This is a genomic window from Bradyrhizobium sp. ORS 111 (assembly GCF_045571485.1).
Taxonomy (GTDB): Bacteria; Pseudomonadota; Alphaproteobacteria; order Rhizobiales; family Xanthobacteraceae; genus Bradyrhizobium.
Genome location: NZ_CP120701.1, coordinates 1,974,486 through 1,992,146, shown reverse-complemented (window position 1 = coordinate 1,992,146; position 17,661 = coordinate 1,974,486). Strand labels below are relative to the sequence as shown.

11 protein-coding genes and 1 riboswitch are annotated in these 17,661 nt (G+C 58.8%); of the genes, 5 read left to right on the top strand and 6 right to left on the bottom strand.

The window, feature by feature from the left end:
* Positions 1–434: 434 nt before the first annotated feature.
* The 3 genes from P6U30_RS09175 to P6U30_RS09165 all read left to right on the top strand — a co-directional run bounded on the left by P6U30_RS09175 (position 435) and on the right by P6U30_RS09165 (position 4,260).
* Complete coding sequence (locus P6U30_RS09175) at positions 435–3,107, top strand: PAS domain S-box protein (protein ID WP_407151033.1); 2,673 nt, start codon at positions 435–437, stop codon at positions 3,105–3,107.
* Positions 3,104–3,781: a response regulator transcription factor gene (locus P6U30_RS09170; RefSeq protein WP_280980817.1), complete on the top strand. Its 678-nt coding sequence runs from the start codon at positions 3,104–3,106 to the stop codon at positions 3,779–3,781. Before P6U30_RS09175 ends, P6U30_RS09170 begins: the two co-directional genes overlap by 4 nt.
* Positions 3,782–3,873: 92 nt before the next feature.
* Positions 3,874–4,260: a response regulator transcription factor gene (locus tag P6U30_RS09165; RefSeq protein WP_280973513.1), complete on the top strand. Its 387-nt coding sequence runs from the start codon at positions 3,874–3,876 to the stop codon at positions 4,258–4,260.
* A 535-nt stretch (positions 4,261–4,795) separates the two neighbouring features.
* Here the strand turns inward: P6U30_RS09165 and P6U30_RS09160 are convergent.
* The 3 genes from P6U30_RS09160 to P6U30_RS09150 form a co-directional block, all read right to left on the bottom strand.
* A complete protein-coding gene (locus P6U30_RS09160) occupies positions 4,796–5,620 on the bottom strand; it encodes an Effector protein NopP (protein ID WP_280973514.1) in 825 nt (274 codons plus the stop codon).
* Between the two features lie 539 nt (positions 5,621–6,159).
* A complete protein-coding gene (glmS, locus tag P6U30_RS09155; RefSeq protein ID WP_280978243.1) occupies positions 6,160–7,986 on the bottom strand; it encodes a glutamine--fructose-6-phosphate transaminase (isomerizing) in 1,827 nt (608 codons plus the stop codon).
* A 145-nt stretch (positions 7,987–8,131) separates the two neighbouring features.
* Positions 8,132–8,362 (bottom strand): hypothetical protein, encoded by a 231-nt coding sequence (locus P6U30_RS09150; protein WP_280985643.1) that lies wholly within the window; start codon positions 8,360–8,362, stop codon positions 8,132–8,134.
* 1,047 nt (positions 8,363–9,409) lie between these two features.
* Here P6U30_RS09150 and gmd point away from each other — a divergent pair.
* Both gmd and P6U30_RS09140 read left to right on the top strand, forming a co-directional pair.
* Entirely contained in the window at positions 9,410–10,495 is a 1,086-nt protein-coding gene (gene gmd / locus P6U30_RS09145; RefSeq protein WP_280980820.1) for a GDP-mannose 4,6-dehydratase, read from the top strand.
* Positions 10,476–11,432 carry a GDP-L-fucose synthase family protein gene (locus P6U30_RS09140; protein WP_407151032.1) on the top strand — a complete coding sequence of 319 codons (957 nt, stop codon included), beginning with the start codon at positions 10,476–10,478 and terminating at the stop codon, positions 11,430–11,432. The genes gmd and P6U30_RS09140 overlap by 20 nt, the downstream gene beginning before the upstream one ends.
* 540 nt (positions 11,433–11,972) lie before the next feature.
* Here the strand turns inward: P6U30_RS09140 and metE are convergent.
* From metE to P6U30_RS09125, 3 genes are all read right to left on the bottom strand, one after another.
* Positions 11,973–14,306, bottom strand: coding sequence for a 5-methyltetrahydropteroyltriglutamate--homocysteine S-methyltransferase (gene metE / locus P6U30_RS09135; RefSeq protein ID WP_280973518.1), 2,334 nt, complete (start codon positions 14,304–14,306; stop codon positions 11,973–11,975).
* A 101-nt stretch (positions 14,307–14,407) separates the two neighbouring features.
* Positions 14,408–14,608: riboswitch (cobalamin riboswitch) on the bottom strand.
* Between the two features lie 708 nt (positions 14,609–15,316).
* Positions 15,317–16,429, bottom strand: coding sequence for an MFS transporter (locus P6U30_RS09130; protein ID WP_407152465.1), 1,113 nt, complete (start codon positions 16,427–16,429; stop codon positions 15,317–15,319).
* A 369-nt stretch (positions 16,430–16,798) separates the two neighbouring features.
* A complete protein-coding gene (locus P6U30_RS09125) occupies positions 16,799–17,644 on the bottom strand; it encodes a nodulate formation efficiency C protein (protein ID WP_280985646.1) in 846 nt (281 codons plus the stop codon).
* Positions 17,645–17,661 lie beyond the last annotated feature (17 nt).

Sequence of the window (17,661 nt, the reverse complement as noted above, 5' to 3'; positions counted from 1 at the left end):
AAAACCAGTTTGCCCGTCCGGTCATTCGAAAAACGCTCAGAACCTTGAGCACGGCCCCGTCCGAAGAGATGGACTTCGCTGGTCGCGCTGCGAAGGGCGGACGAAGCCGTTCTGCGGCCAGTCGAAGTCAACCTGGGTTGGACACTCCTGCCTTTGATCCGATCTGTCTCCTGCAAGCACTACTCGCCGTCGAGCGAAGAAAATCGGGAGCCGAGACCAGCGGCTCTCACGCCGAGGCGACGTTCGATATTCAAACATTTGGCGGAACTATACGAACGTTTGTAATGCGCTTCCCTGCTGGTCGTGCTGATTCTCACAATCGATAACCGATCGTGGAGCCGCTCAGGCGCGCTCTCGGTCGAAATGAATTGCCCCATTTTTGCCCAAAATGTTAATCTCTTCCGGCATCGATTAAGGCCGGACAGTTGACAGGCATGCGTAATCAATTCACCAAGCTCAAGCATCCAGCCTGGCGGCTTGTTTCCGGGAGCCTAGCCTTGGCGGTGGTAACGCTCGCTTCGTTCTACTTTCGCCCCCACTTCGCCGCGACCGCGTTTGCCTATCTGGCGGTGATCGTGGCGTTTTCTCCGATGGACAGCTTCATTGCACCAATTGGGCTGTCCATGATTTCGATCGCGGCATTGGTCTATTTCTTTATGCCGCCAAGTTTCAATCTTCGGATCGACGATCCGCAATATCTTCAGGTGGTTGTCGCGTTCCTGATTACGTCGATTGTTGCAACGTACGTCATCGGACGGCTCCGCCTGGAACGGGAAGATACGCTTAAGGCAACGGCCAGGCTCAAGCGGGAGGCAGCCGATTTGCGCGACCGCCAAAAGCAGTGGCGCGAAATCTTTGAGCACAACCCAGTCATGTACTTCATGGTCGATGACGCCGGCATGGTCCTAAACGTCAATACCTTCGGCGCGACGCAGCTCGGCTACGCGCGCGCGGAACTGATCGGCCAGTCCGTCCTGCAGGTTTTTCTTCAGGATGACCGTGCGTTCGTGCGCGACTGCATCGCCAAGTGCCTTGAACAGGTCGGCCAATCGCACACTTGGGACGTTCAGAAAATTAGGAAGGACGGCTCGGTCCTGTGGGTGCGTGAAAACGCCAAAGCCATGGTATGGGCCGATGACAAGCCGATCGTCCTCATTGCCTGCGAAGATATCACCGAGAGAAAGCGCACGGAACTTGCCCTGCAGCGAAGCGAAGCGCATCTGGCCCAGGCTCAGGAATTGAGCCGCACCGGCAGTTTCGGTTGGAATGTCGCCACCGGCGAGGTCTTTTGGTCAAGAGAGACTTTTCGAATTTTCGGACTCGATCCGGCCACTGAACCAAATCCGGGCCTGGTCGTCGAGCGGACCCATCCGGACGATAAGGCTTCTGTCCAAGAGATCATTGATCGCGCGATGCGAGACCAAGAGGATTTCGAGCATGAATACCGAATCGTGATGGCGGACGGTTCAATAAAGCACATCCACGCGCGCGCGCGAGCCATCACGACCGCATCTGGGGACATCGAATTTGTGGGGGCAGCGACGGACGTTACGGCGACAAAGCAGGCGGAGCAACAGTTGCGCCGTAGCGAAGCCAATCTGGCCGAAGCCCAGCGTCTCAGCCATACGGGCAGTTGGACCTGGGATGTCTACCGTCGCGATTTTGCCTATCGCTCCGCCGAAGTCGATCGTCTCTTTGGCTTCGATCCGGAAGAGGCTGCGTCGAGAGATGCGATCCTCTCGCGGATCCATCCAGATGACGTGCCGCCGCTTCAGGAGGTGCAGCGTCAGGTTGTCGAAGGCAAGGGTGAGAACTTCGAGTATGATTTCCGAGTCCTGCTTCCCGATGGCACAACTAGGCGCATACATTCCGTCGCGCATGCTATGGTCGGGGGCGACGGCTCTTCGCGCGAGCTCATCGGAACCCATATGGACGTCACCGAGCAGTACGCGGCCAGGGAACGGTTGGAAAACACACTCGCTGCGCTGCGAGAAAGCGAGCAACGCTTTCGCGACTACGCCGAAACTGCTTCGGACTGGCTCTGGGAGACCGGCCCGGATCACTTGGTCACACACCTCTCGGAGCACACCAGCGCCGCAGGAATCTTGGCGACCGGCCTCATCGGCCAGCTCCGCTGGGACATTGCGTGCGACGTCGACGCAGAACCCGAAAAATGGCGAGAGCATCGAGCAACGCTGGATGCGCATCTGCCGTTTCGCGATCTGGTCTATCGCACCGTCAACCGGATGGGGGCTCCAATCTACGTTCGGACCAGCGGCAAGCCTTTCTTTGACGTGGACGGCAACTTTCTCGGCTACCGTGGCGTCAGCACCGACATCACCGCGACGATTCGCGCAGATCAAGCGGAGCAAGAGCTGCGGAAGGCTCAGGCCGAGCTTGCGCACGTGACGCGCGTGACGACGCTGGGGGAATTGACGACCTCCATTGCCCACGAAATCAATCAGCCACTTGCCGCCATTATCAGCAATGCCGACGCGTGTCTCGGTTGGATGGGTCGCGAAACTCCCGATCTTTCCGCTGCGCGTAGGTCTGTTGAGTGGATTATCGAAGATGCAATTCGAGCAAGCGAGGTCATCCGCCGCATCCGCGCACTTGCGAAGAAAGGCGAGATCGAGATGGTGCCTCTCGGTCTCAATGAGGTCATCAACGACGCCATCGCGCTCGTGACGCGTGAACTGTTGACCCACCACGTGAGACTACGAACCGAGTTGGCGCCTGCGCTTCCAGCGGTCCTCGGCGACCGGGTTCAACTGCAGCAGGTGATCATCAACCTGGTGATGAACGGAATCGAGGCCATGCAAACGGTTGAGGACCGGCCGCGCGAACTGGTGATTCAGTCATGCAAAGACGATAGCGGATCCGTGCAGATTGCGGTGACTGATTGCGGCGTCGGAATCGCCGATGATCACGCGGATCATGTCTTGGATCCTTTCTTCACCACCAAATCGAGCGGGCTTGGAATGGGCCTTTCGATCTGCCGTTCAATCGTTGAGGTTCACGGGGGGCGTCTGTCGATTGTCCGCAAGGCGGCCCCGGGCGCGACTTTCCAATTCACCCTGCCGTTCCATAAGGAGGTCGTGTCGTGACCGAACGCTCTGACTCGCCGCGCCAAGGCAGGGAAGCCGAGGGAGCAACAAGCGCGATCGTCTTCGTTGTCGAGGATGACGCCTCAATGCGTCGATCGCTCACCAACCTTTTTCAGTCGGTGGGCCTGGAGGTCGTTGCTTTTGGATCGGCTCGCGAAATGCTGCAGAGCAACGTTCCAGATGTCGTAAGCTGTCTGGTTCTTGATGTCCGGCTGCCGGGATTAAGCGGACTTGAGTTCCAGGCCGAGTTGGCCAAGTCGAGCCTTCACATCCCGATCATTTTCATCACAGGCCATGGCGATATTCCCATGAGCGTGAGAGCCATGAAAGGTGGCGCGGTCGATTTTCTTACCAAACCATTTCGCGATCAGGAGCTCCTTGATGCGGTGCTTGCGGCAATCGAACGCGATCGCAAGAGACGGGAAGCCGCGAAGACAATCGCGGGCCTCCAGTCGTTGTTTGAGACTTTGAGCCCGCGCGAGCAGGACGTGTTGAAACTGGTGACGGCCGGCCTGATGAACAAACAAGTAGCTGCGGAGCTCGGCCTCGCCGAGATTACCGTCAAGATCTATCGGGGACACGTGATGAAGAAGATGGGCGCTCGGTCGTTGGCCGATCTGATCAGAATGACTGAGACGCTGGGTATCCATGACAATCGGCCCGAACAAACCTAAGTATGATTTTACAATCACGTGCCCCAAGCCCACTTTCCGCTCAGGGAGGCTAATGCTTCGGAAAGCGCTTTTGCGGGTCAGGAGGGCTCGTCTTGTCCACGCCTTTGATTTCCGTCGTTGACGACGACGCCTCGGTCCGTGTTGCGATAGAGAATCTTCTGAAATCGCGCGGCTATATCGTCCTGACGTTCGCGTCGGCCGAAGAGTTCCTGCAGTCGATGCAGTTGCACGAAATGTCCTGCGTGATCACGGACGTACAGATGTCGACTATGAGCGGCCTGGATATGCTCGCGGCCACACGCGCCCGCGGTTACAACGCGCCGTTCATTTTCATCACGGCGTTTCCCAATGACCGCGTTCGCGCCGCCGCGCAGAGTGCCGGAGCGGCTTGTTTCCTGGCCAAGCCATTCGCCGGGCAGACGTTGATCAAGCACCTCGAAATCGCTTTAGAGGGACACCGCGGTGGGCCAGGCACCTGAGCGGATGAACGATCTAGGAGCACCTCTCGCGCGAACCTGCGCGCGAATGAGCCATCGGAAGGGTGAGTGTTGCGGTCGGCAATAGTGCCGACGTCGACGGTCCATTTGCCCTGCTGTTGTGTATGCAGCTCGTAAACAGAACGGGTGGCGACGCCAACCGTTTCATTCGCGCCAGCGTCACGCGATATTGTTGCCGTTCTTTTCCATCGCACCGCGGCCTCGCCCGGGCTCTTTGGGCCGCAGTCATCGCACGGGAAAAAAGCGCCCGGTCCCTTTCGGCAGCCGGGCGCACGTCGTCACGTGTAGTTGTTGCCGATGCGAGCAATTTTACTGCGCGAAACCACGACATCCAACTCGCGCGATCGACGCTGCAACGATGAAGCTAAGCTTTGTCGAACATTCCGGGCAGCAGTCTAGCCCAGATCGTGGAAGCTCTTCTCAATCGTGAGACGCCAAACGCGTCGGGTCGGCGCACGAGAACCCCGGCGCGGCCGATTATTCTCCTTCCGCGGGACATCTTCAGAATGTTCGATGATCACATGAAATCGTCTTCATCGGAATATTCTGATGAGCTTGCCGCAGGTTTTGCATTTCTGCCCTCACCCTCGTCGGTTTTGGAAAGATATCGCGCAGACGTGCCTGTTCGCTGCCACTTACCATGACTGAGCGTCCACTTCTCTGACTTCGTTGGATCGAGCACCATGTTGTCATCATCAACCTCAACGAAGCCCAACTTTTCTGCACGAGCTCTTGCTTCATCATTCGCCGGGCGCAGATTGAGCAACGGCCGTTTACCGTCGAGACCAAGTTGATACTCGAGCAGAATATCGCCGGCATTCTCGACAAGCGGGTGGACGACCTGAAGATCTACGGTGGAGGTCGTTCGAGTGCGTCCCGGAAACAGTTCCTGCCACCGTTCGACGTCGAACTCGGTCATGCTGTCTCCGCCCTCCATTCTTAGAAGCCCGACACTCTTACTTCCAAGGTGGTAGCTGAAGTATCGCGCCTGATCCGAATCGCGAGTGGTTCCATATTCCTCGGCGACCTCCGCGGTTCGCCTTGCTTTATCGGATATGAAGTGTGAGTACTCTTGGGGATTGTTGGCGATATGCCAGATTTCCGGGCCGTGAAAGGCCTGCGCCTCCTGCCTGAACGCCGCCTTGGTCATCTCGACCACGGGCGGCCTGGAAACGACGGAGTACGGCCGCGCTGACGACGACGATGAGTAACCGTTCGAATCCGAGGCGCCTAAACGCAGTTCGGCGAACGTATCCGCGAACCTATCTCCATAAGCGTGCTCGTCGTCTTCGGCCGAACGCGACCATTGGCCGTTGGATGAGCCACCGATTCGATTATACATGACGATACGTACTCCTGGACATTTCAGCATTGGCTTAAGGCCGACTAGGCCCGCAGAGGCTGATAGGTATCCAGGCTTACCAAAAGCTGACGTGGATTTTCGAGATCGCCTTCCAGGGCCGGCGTGGTCACACATATTTCCAATCGCCAATAACGGCGCGTGCTTGTTTCCGAGCGGACCAGCTTCCGCCACGAGCGTGATCGCGGCCGATGATGCCAGACACCAGCAATTGGAGCGGAATAGTCGCACGATTGATGCGATCAATCGGCCTCCTTCCCCAGACCGCCGCCCGGCGCTTGATAACGTCTAGGGCTGGCCTGTCTCCTCGAGCTGGCGAGCGGAGTGCTGCACGAGCTCGCACAGGCGGAGTGATCGGGATCGGCCTAACCACATGGCCCGATCCTCGCCAACGACAACCAATTTGGATAGGAGCGAGACTGACGATGTGGTCGGTTCTCGCATTCACGGAACAGACGCAACCAAACATCACCGGATCGCGAGACGGCCAGGAGCCTCGCGGGCGATCGCTCCGTTGCCGCCTATTCGACGGTCACCGATTTTGCGAGGTTACGCGGCTGATCGACGTCCGAGCCGATGACGGCGGCGGTGTGATAGGCCAAAAGTTGCACCGCGATGGCATATACCATCGGCGTAAAGGTTGCGGCCATGTCCGGCAGCACGATGGTCACGAACGTGTCGAGCGCCGCTTCCGAGGCGCCCTTCGTATCGGTTATCAGGATGATCTTGCCGCCACGAGCAGCGACTTCTTGCATGTTCGAGACGGTTTTACCGAAGACCCGGTCGTAAGGCGCTATCACCACGACCGGCACCGTCTCGTCGATCAATGCAATCGGACCATGCTTGAGCTCTCCGGCGGCATATCCCTCTGAGTGGAGATAGGAGATTTCCTTCAGCTTGAGGGCGCCCTCCAGCGCCAGGGGAACCGATGTGCCACGACCGAGATAGAGCACGTCACTTGACCCGGCGATATCACGCGCCAGTTTCTCGATCTGCGGTTCGACCGCCAGCGCCGCGGCAATCAGCCGGGGCACTTCGATCAGCTCACGCACGAGCTTGCATTCATCGATCTCGGATAATTCTCCACGCTCTTTACCCGCCGCGACCGCAAGCGCGGCCATCACCATCAACTGGCAGGTGAAGGCCTTTGTCGAGGCGACGCCGATTTCCGGCCCCGCCAGCGTCGGCAGCACCGATTCGCTCTCGCGTGCAATCGTCGACGTTGCCACGTTGACGACGGAGATCGTGTGCAGCCCCTGGCCCTTGGCGTAGCGCAATGCGGCCAACGTGTCGGCGGTCTCCCCTGACTGAGAAATGACGATCGCGAGGTCCCCCTTGCGCAAAGGCGCCTCACGGTAACGGAACTCGGACGCGACATCGACCTCGACCGGGACGCGTGCCAGCCCCTCGAACCAGCATTTCGCAATCTGCCCAGCATAGCTCGCCGTGCCGCAAGCCGTGATCAAGATACGCTCAATGACATTGAAGTCGAATGGCAATTTCAGCGGCAAGGCTACGCGCCCAGCGGTCATGTCCACGTAATGGGCCAGTGTCTGCCCGACTACTTCCGGCTGCTCGTGGATTTCCTTGAGCATGAAGTGTGGATAATTCCCCTTGTTCACGAGGAGCGACGACGCACCACACTTTGACGGTTCCCGATGGACGACATTCCCCCGTGCTCCATAGATGACACTGATCGTGCGGGTCAGAACCGTCCAGTCGCCGTCTTCAAGGTAGGTGATGGTATCGGTGAACGGCGCGAGCGCGAGAGCGTCCGACCCCAGATACATTTCGCCATTACCATGCCCAATCGCAAGGGGCGCCCCCTGACGCGCACCGATCAGGAGGTCGTCGTGGCCTTTGAATAGGAAGGCCAGTGCAAAAGCTCCGCGCAACCGTGGCAGCGACGCCTTTACCGCCTCCTGCGGCGAGCAGCCATTCTGCAGATAGGATTCGACGAGATGCGCGACCACCTCGGTGTCGGTCTCGGACTCGAATTGGGCACCACTTTGCTCCAGTTCGGTGCGCAGCTCGCGAAAGTTCTCAATGATTCCATTATGAACGACCGCGACATTCTCCGTCGCATGCGGATGGGCGTTGCCCTCAGTGGGCTTTCCGTGAGTCGCCCAGCGGGTGTGACCAATGCCGGCATGACCCGACAAGGGCTTGCGACGCAGCTCCTTCTCGAGATTGTTCAGCTTACCTTCGGCGCGGCGGCGCTCGATGCGAAGAGCTTCGAGCGTCGCGACACCCGCCGAGTCGTAGCCACGATATTCCAATCGCTTGAGTGAGCCGATCAACCGCTCGACGACCGAACCACGACCCAAGATTCCGACAATTCCGCACATACCGATCAATGCACCCATCTTCAAGGAACCTGGCATTCACCCCGATAGGAAAGCCATCACGACATTCATCTGACGGATAGTCACCAGCAATCATCTCGGGCGTCGCTGCAGCCTCATTTGGCATCGTCGCACGCGTACGCACGCGTCAATTCTCGTTCTTGTCATCATCAGTTCGCCCAACCGCATTGCGGTTTTGGCGAGCGCCACTGAATACAAGCGGCGATGCGGCAGCAGACGACGTGACGACATCGAGATGAACCGGATATTCAGGCGCGTCTCCACGCTCTGGTGTGGCGGCCAGCTCCGGCACCAGCGGAGCCTTCGCCCGACAGCGACGATAGCAATCATAATCGCGTCGCAGACCAATGTCGTGCAAGTGACCTCCTTCTAAAGATCGACGACAGTCGAGGCGGGTCGGCCGACGGCATGTCCGGCGATAAAACTTCATGATCGTGGTTCGACCCGTCGTGGTCGAGAGCCACGCTTGATTCTCCGGTACGAGACCATAAGAACCTTCTGCAGCGCCACAGCTGGAAGGATACGCCAGTTAACATCCAAATAGCCGCGCTCCACCATTCTGCTGATAACCTCAGTTAACCGGCCCAGAATGCGGACAGATAAGCTTTTGAAAAGGCGGAGCTGCGCACCTGAGGGAACGACGACCATACGGCTTCTCTCAACGACACGATGCGCATTGATAGGGCCCACCTCTTGTGTTGAAACGCACTTTCGATTCCTGCCATCTAGATTGCCGCTGCCTTATCCTGTTTCGAATGTGCTTTCCGTCTTCTCTCTATCTTGCGGACGTTCTGCTTCGCCGGATTGATTTAATCTGAAAAGCATTCGGCGCTGTTGCAACGGCACTGCCGCGAAGCATCAGTTTACCGCGCAAGCGTTGATCTTGAAGACCGCGACACTCGAACCAACGCGAACGGCGCTAGTCGGACCAACGCCAGACTAGAAGGATCGGGATCGGCAGCTCAACTGTACGGAAGTAAACCTCCGATATCGAAACGTTTGATGAACTATACATACGTTTGCACCGCTTGATCCGCGCTCAGGGCGTCGCTTCGCGCCTGAAAACACGGGCTGTGCGGATCCAGCGCCTGCAGACCGCTCGGGATCGCAGACTCCTATGCTCTGTTCGGGTGTCGAAGGCCGAGCTGTTTTTTCTACTGAAGACAGTAGGCCGTGACCTGAACGTTCGGCGGGAGGTGTGCATAAAGAGCGGCCTCCGCACTGCCTGGTGGAAGATAAATCAATGTATATAATGCGCATCTTTACTTGACGTGTATTATCAAGGCGAACGATTGCTCTCCTCCACTTCGTGTGATCGCGACCCAGCATATCCAGGCTCTTCCGAAAGGCCGCTGCGCAGATGGCGTTGCCGAGCTCAACTTCCGCTCCGTGCTCTGGAGACGACATGGCAGCTCAGGATTCGAAGCGGCGCGTCGCGCTGATCACCGGTGTCACCGGGCAGGATGGCGCATATCTCGCCGAATACCTGCTCGGTCTCGGCTACACCGTTCATGGGATCAAGCGCCGGTCGTCCTCGTTCAACACCGCGCGTGTCGACCACCTCTACCAGGACCCGCATGCCGGCAACGTGCCGTTCCTGATGCACTACGGCGACATGACCGATTCCACCAATCTGATCCGGCTGATGCAGCAGATCCGCCCGACCGAGATCTACAATCTCGCCGCCCAGAGCCACGTTCAGGTCAGCTTCGAGAGCCCGGAATACACCGCCAACGCCGACGCCATCGGCGTGCTGCGCCTCCTGGAGGCGATCCGGATCCTCGGCATAGAAAAGGAGACGCGGTTCTATCAGGCCTCGACCTCGGAGCTCTACGGCCTAGTGCAAGAGGTGCCGCAGAAGGAAACCACGCCATTCTACCCGCGCTCGCCCTACGGCGTGGCGAAGCTCTACGGCTACTGGATCACGGTGAACTACCGCGAGGCCTACGGCATGTTCGCTAGCAACGGCATCCTGTTCAACCACGAGAGCCCGATCCGCGGCGAGACCTTCGTGACGCGCAAGATCACGCGTGGCGTCGCTCGCATCGAGGTCGGCCTTGAGAGCACGATCTATCTCGGCAACCTCGAGGCCAAGCGCGACTGGGGCCATGCGCGTGACTATGTTGAGGGCATGCACATGATCCTGCAAGCGGATCATCCCGATGACTTCGTGCTGGCGACCGGCGAGACTCGCTCGGTGCGCGAATTCGTCGAGCTGGCGTTCGCCGAGGTCGGCCGCGCGATCGAATGGCGCGGCAAGGGCGTCGACGAAACCGGCGTCGACAAGGCGTCGGGCAGGACCGTGGTTCGCGTCGACCCGACCTATTTCCGCCCGGCCGAGGTCGATCTCTTGATCGGCGACTCGAGCAAGGCGCGCGCCAAGCTTGGATGGAAGCCGAGGACGTCCTTCGCGCAGTTGGTGAAGGAAATGGTTGCCGGCGATCTCGCAGAAGCCAGACAGGACGCCGCCAATGGCAAGCACTCCGTATGAACTGAAGGGCAAGACGGTCTTCGTCGCCGGCCATCGCGGCATGGTCGGCTCGGCGCTGATGCGCCGGCTGGCGCGCGAGGGCACAAACCTCTTGACGGCCTCGCGCAGCGAGGTTGACCTGCGCAACCAGGCCGCAGTGAACGCCTGGTTTGCCGCGAAGTGTCCGCAGGTTGTGTTCCTTGCCGCGGCCAAGGTTGGCGGCATTGTCGCGAACAACACGCTGCGGGCGGAGTTCCTCTACGACAATCTGGCGATCTCGACCAATGTGATCCAGGCCGCGCACGCCAATGGTTGCGAGAAGCTGATGTTCTTCGGCTCGTCCTGCATCTATCCGCGGCTGGCAGCGCAGCCGCTGCGCGAGGATTCGATGCTGACCGGCCCTCTGGAGCAGACCAACGAGCCTTATGCCATTGCCAAGATCGCCGGCATCAAGATGGCGGAGACCTATCGCAGCCAATACGGCTCCGATTTCATCAGCGTGATGCCGACCAACCTCTACGGTCCCGGCGACAATTATCACCCCGAGTACAGCCACGTCGTCGCGGCGCTGATCCGCCGCTTCCATGAGGCTAAGCTGTCGGGGGCGGCCAACGTCGTGGTGTGGGGTACCGGCACGCCTCGGCGCGAATTCCTCTATGTCGACGATCTCGCTGACGCCTGCATCCACCTGATGAAGGCCTATTCCTCTCCCGAACTGGTCAATATCGGCACCGGCGAGGATATCAGCATTGCCGAGTTCGCCCGCGTGGTCGCGGCTGCGGTCGGCTATCGCGGCGAGATCAGCTTCGACACGTCGCGCCCGGACGGCACGCCGCGCAAGCTGCTCGATGTCAGCCGCCTGGCCAAGCTCGGCTGGCGCGCCTCCACCTCGCTCAAGGACGGCATCAGGCTCGCGTATCGAGCGTATCTCGACGACAGTAACGCACGGCGAGAGTAAGCCCACTCGTGCCGGACACGCAGGGATGAAGCAGAGCAATCGAGCGCCGCAATCAGTCGGTTGCGATTCTACTCCCGATCGGGACGCCGATTTGGCAGCCGGACCAGGCTGCAAGCTTTTCGAATTCGAAAGCGCGAACGCTTGACGATTGATTCTGAGCATTCGCGCGAAATCGTGAGACGGGGTTGCCCGATGGCATCATGGCGACGATGCGCCTCACCGAAAGGACAGAGTAGGACGCGCCCACTCTATGCCCGCAGCCTGTCGCTCTCCTTGATGCAGGCTTTCGCCGAAGCTTCAGTACCGCCGCCACGCAATTTGTTGCCCATCCGACCAGGCAAAGCGAAATACCACGGGTCCTGGGGTGTGCCGGCCTTTCGCAGACCGGCGTGTGATCGACTCCGGAACGGTCTTTTCGCCATATCCCGCCGACTAGCGGGATATTCACGCAATTGGACCGCCCGCCTTTCAGCGCAGTGCATTTGTCCGAGTCGACATTCACCATCGACGACGGCGTTCGGGCCGACGATCTTCATGCAATCAGCAGGCTGCTCGTAACTCGCGGGCGGCTGCGACCATATTGACCAAGGCGGGAAGCACCTCCTCCCATCTTCGGGTTTTTAGGCCGCAATCTGGATTGATCCAGAGCTGCGAATCGGACAATCGCTGCCTGGCCAGCGTTATGAGATCTTTCATTTCGTCCTTGCCGGGAACGCGTGGCGAATGGATATCGTAGACACCCGGCCCGATTTCGTTCGGATATTTGTAGTTCTTGAAGGCGTCGAGCAATTCCATCTTCGAGCGCGACGTCTCGATCGAAATGACGTCTGCGTCCATCGCCGCAATCGCATCGATGATATCGTTGAATTCGGAATAGCACATGTGCGTATGAATCTGAGTTTCGTCGGCAGCACCGGACGAACAGATGCGAAAGCTATCCACGGCCCAATCGAGATAACTCCTCCATTGTGATTTGCGTAACGGCAACCCTTCGCGCAACGCGGCCTCGTCTATCTGGATTATTGTCGCTCCCGCCTCCTCAAGGTCGAGCACCTCATCGCGGATCGCAACCGCAAGCTGGCGACAGGCATCGCTTCGCCGAATATCGTCACGGACAAAAGACCAGTTCAGAATCGTCACCGGTCCAGTCAACATTGCCTTCATTGGCTTGTTGGTCAGCGACTGCGCGTATCGCCACCATTCGACCGTCATCGGCTTCGACCGCGAGACATCCCCAAACAGAATTGGTGGACGGACGTAGCGCGAGCCATACGACTGAACCCAACCGTGCTTGGTGAAGGCGAATCCGGAAAGCTGCTCGCCGAAATACTGCACCATGTCATTGCGCTCGAACTCACCATGCACGAGAACATCGAGCCCGATATTCTCCTGCCATAGCACCGCACGCGCCGTTTCCTCTCTGAGAAACTGCTCGTACTGCGCGTTGCTCAACCCTCCTTTGGCATGGCAAGCGCGGGCATTGCGAACTTCCGCGGTTTGCGGAAACGATCCAATGGTCGTCGTGGGAAATGTCGGCAAGGCAAACCGCGCGCGCTGGGCCTCGGCGCGCTTTGCGAAAGGACTGCAACGGTAGCGCTTGGTTTGGTCGATCGCAGCCATGCGCGCAGCGACGTCCGCATTGTGGATCTTGGGCGATTGCTCGCGTGCAAGTGCCGCGTTTTTTGATGCCGCGAGCACATCGGCCACGCCGGCACGATCGCCAGCAAGCGCCCTTCCTAGGGTCGCTAGTTCCTTAATTTTCTGAACCGAGAAAGCCAGCCAGCTCTTTACATCGGAATCGAGATCGGTTTCGAGCCCCAGGTCGATTGGAACATGGAGCAGCGAACATGAGGGGGCGATCTGGACGCGATCAGTGCCGAGTTTTGCCACGGTGGGCGCCAGCTGATCGACCAGCGCTGAAAGGTTGGAGCGCCAAACGTTGCGCCCATCGACGACCCCCAGTGAGAGAACGAGATCGTTGCGAATCCCAGCGACGATCGCGTTCAGCGGGTCTGCCCCCCTTACCAAGTCGACGTGGAGCCCGGAAACCGGCAAAGCCAAGGCCGTATCGAGATTACCGCCGATGGTCCCAAAGTAGGTCGCCAGCATGATTTTAAGAGCAGGTATCTCCCTAGCAAAATAGGTATAGGTACGAAGCAAGGCTTTGCGGGATATTTCGTCGAGGTCCAAGACCAGACAGGGCTCATCGAGCTGAACCCATTCTGCGCCGCGCGCGACCAGCTCACGAAGAACGTCGACATAGACCGGCAGCAGTCGATCCAACAGCGACAATGGATTGAATGAAGGATCTGCGCTCTTGCCAAGCTTCAGGAAGGTCACTGGGCCAATCAGCACGGGACGCGTCTGGTAACCAAGCCCCTTTGCCTCCTCATATTCCTCAATCGGCTTTCGAGAAGAAAGCCTGAAGATCTGCCCCTTGTGAAATTCAGGGACCATATAGTGGTAATTGGTGTCGAACCACTTCGTCATCTCCTGCGCAGGCGCGCCCTGTGCAGGATTGGAGTGAGGGCAACTCGCATCGAGTTCACCGTTCGGCGCACCGCGCGCCATAGCGAAGTAGGTGTAGAGCGGTACAGGACCTGTGGTGCAAGCGTAAACATCCGGAATGGCGCCCACCATCACACTGGTGTCGAGCACATGATCGTAAAGCGAGAAATCATTCGACGGAATGACGGTCGCGCCGAGCGATTTCTGCCGCGCCCAGTTAGCAGTGCGCAGTCCAGCTGCCGCTTCAAGCAGCTGCGCTTCGGTGGACTTCCCGGTCCAGTAGCTTTCGAGCGCGAATTTGAGTTCACGGCGCGGACCGATGCGTGGCGTACCAAGTGTAGCAACGGGAAGTGAAAGGACGGACATAGCTCTAACCCCTGGTTTGGGGCAGAGGTCATGGCGATTGCGTGCAGGAAAAGCCGCCGAAGCGGCAATTGCTTGGCGCACCACCGGGACACCCCGCCCGCGGACGAATATGTTGTCGGGGCAGGTCTCCTGGCTTGCGGGTCATCGCTGCTGTCCGGCCTTCCCGAAACCAAGCGGTTTCAGTGACTTTATTGGACAGCGGCTCGCCGCTTACAGTTGCGGGGGCAGCGCCGGCATTCGACCGGCTTCCCTCTTAGCTCCGGATCAGTGCGCTCCGGAGAACCTCGACGAAAATCAGTTATCCGAACAAGCAGCGTTCCGTCAACCTCTTGGCACGGCATCCTTCTGCGGCTCCGCTCAACAAGTCTGTAGGTGTGGCTCCATCGCGACGATCGCGATCTAAAGCCCCCTTTGCGCGATGAGTGTGCCGGGCAGTGCTCGCTTCGAACTCGGCCCTGGTCTCTGCACGCGCGAGTACATCGGGGTCGCATTTTGCCTGCAGCCGATGGCACGCGACAGATCGGCTTCGACCGAGCTACCAGTCGGTAGCCTTTACTAGCATCTTCGACATGTGAATCTCTCGACAACTTAGCAAGATCCGCCTTGCGGGACCGTCACCCTTGGAAGCTGTGGGTCAAATCAGCTTGCCCATCCCGGGCAAAGTGGTTCGAGCGGCTGGGCCGGTAAGCAGCTCCCGGTAACGTATCTATCCCGTCGGCCGTGTGCGCCGAGACGTGCGAATATGCTCTGGAAGGCATGGAAGATCTCGGCACTATCAATCAATCTCGCTTTTGCCGTGCTGGGCGCCCCCATCGATGTCGAACGGACCAGCACTGCGTTTGCTATGTATTTCAGGCCGCTGGACCAACGGCCATTCTGCGACAGTGCTTCTTGGCCATAACCGTTCTCTTTCGCAGCGTCCTCGCTATGTTGCTACCCCCGAGTGGCGGTGATGGGTGCCAACCGTGCGCAACCGCTTGGCAGAAGGCCTACATGTCCTTCTCCAACAATCAGCGAGGGTTGGCCGTCACAGTCCGGGCCGACAGCGTGACGATGCACATGAGTGCTCCTAGTATCGCGAGAGCAAAAGGCAGCCCAGCCATGTGTGCAACGAGCCCGGCGCCAGCTGGACCGACGAGGATACCGGCGTAACCCGCCGTCGTGACGGCTGCGATCGCCAAACCTGCCGGCATCACCTTCTGCTTGCCAGCACGGCGGCATAACACCGGCACGATATTCGATGCACCCAATCCGATAAGCAGCAAACCCGCCATGGCAATCGCAGCCACCGGCGCGGCCAGCAGGGCCACAAAACCGATCATGATCGGCACAGGTCCGAACATCAGTGTGGCGCGGTCTCCGATTCTGATCACGAGGGCATCTCCGGCGAGACGGCCTGCGGTCATCGCGATGGAAAACAACATATAACCGAACCCGCCATGCTCTTGCGCCACAAGACCTCTGTCAATGAGAAATAAGGCGCTCCAGTCGATCATCGCGCCTTCGACAAGGAAGGTGATGGCCGCAAGCACCGCTATCAGCAATACGCTGCGATGAGGCAAGACAAGCAGTGGCTCTGACGGCGTGCGACGTGTCGCAAGCAACCGCGGCCATGCCGACAAAATCGCAACTATCATTAGCGCCGAACAAGCCAGCGTCGAAGCAAACGAGTCAATCCGCAGCGAGAGCAAGGCTGTCAGGGCGCCAGCGCCCGACAATTCGCCGATGCTGAACTGTGCGTGAAAGGTGGACATCAATGGGCGGCCGGCTGCTCGCTCTACTTCGGCCGCTTGAACGTTCATGGCTACATTGATTGAGCCGAGTGAAGCGCCAAAGGCAAGCAGCACCGCCCCGAGTTTCAGAGGTGTACTGGCGATAGCGAGCCATGGCAGGGTCAGCGCAAGGCCAAGTCCACCTACAAGAATAGTGCGCCTGGTGCCGTAGCGCGCCCCCGACAAAGCGGTCAAAGGCATGGCGAAGAGGGACCCCATGCCGAGGCAGAGCAGCAGCAGACCAAGCACGCGATGATCGACCGCAAGGCGCTCCTTGGCGAGCGGCACCAGAGGCGCCCAGGCCGAGAAGCCGAATCCGGAGACAAAAAATATGAGTCGCGTCGCGAGCAGGCCGGCCGGCGGATCGGCAGACGGTTTTACGGGGCACTCCGCAGAGAACGCACGTTACGAGTACGGCGCGCCGGCGTTTGCCGGCGCATGCCTGCACACGGTGGGCAGCCCGACGACGATGTCGTCGCGGAACATGCTTCCGTTACTGCAAGTCCAGTGCCATTGCGAAATTAACGCGACGTTCCTGGTGCAAACTTTCGGATGAGCCTATTTCTCGCGACTGCTTGCTATTGCGGGCTGCGGCACCCTCGGACCCACGACGAGTTTGGAGAAGTGTTGTCGTAAATCTCTCAAACCCAACACGGCACCTCCGGCTCAGATGCAGCATCGCTTCGTCGTAGAGCCCCATTGTAAACTCGACGCATTGTCTCAAGGGGCTGCGCCGCGAAGCTGCCCTCCGCGGTCATTCTGCAAGGTCTTCTTGGCCGGTTCTAGTGCTTCTTGTTCTTCTGGATCTGCATGATCGAACCAAGAGCCTGGGGGATAGGTTGCGATGCGCTTAGCAAAAAACGACTGCGGCTCCCAGGTTTTTCCCTCGGCCTTCTCAAAAATGATGACGCCGCCACGAGTGAAGTACCGAGGTCCTGGAATATTGCAGTTCACCACAATCAGGGCGCGCCATAGGCCGCTCTGTGTGGCCTCTTTTTCATCAACTTTCTGCAGGTAATCCACCTGGATCGGATCGCCGATAGTGCAGCGGCCGTGTCGCAGAAGATCGCCCAACCTGCCCTGAGCAGTCATCACAAAGTTGAAGTTGATGGGGTTATGCAGAAAGTGGAGATTCACCGCCTTTTCGCCGTTTGCGATTTCACTGGAGATCAGAGAGAGTGCGAACGCCTTCCAGCCCAATTCTATCGGCTTGGCATATGGCGAATCGACTTTTAACGCGCCGTCGGGCGCAGCCTGCCAGATAATGGCATATTCGGCGGCTTTATCGTCGCGATGTTTACTCCACGAAAAGAAGGCATATTCGCTCCCATCGTTCGATTGAGCGACTCCCCACCTTCTCGGGACGAAGTGCGCGACCTTCGCGACCTTGGAAATGATTTGCTCGATAGTGTCACCGTCTTGCGATCGCCAGGTTGACTTGACCTTGTCGACAAGGATGCTGTCCTCCGCTCTGACATCGCTGCTCGCGACGACCACGGCACCTGGGCAAATCAACAAGAGGTCGAGACAGAGCCAAAGCATGCACCTTCTGGTCATTTTCGTCATCTTCGTCATCGCGACTG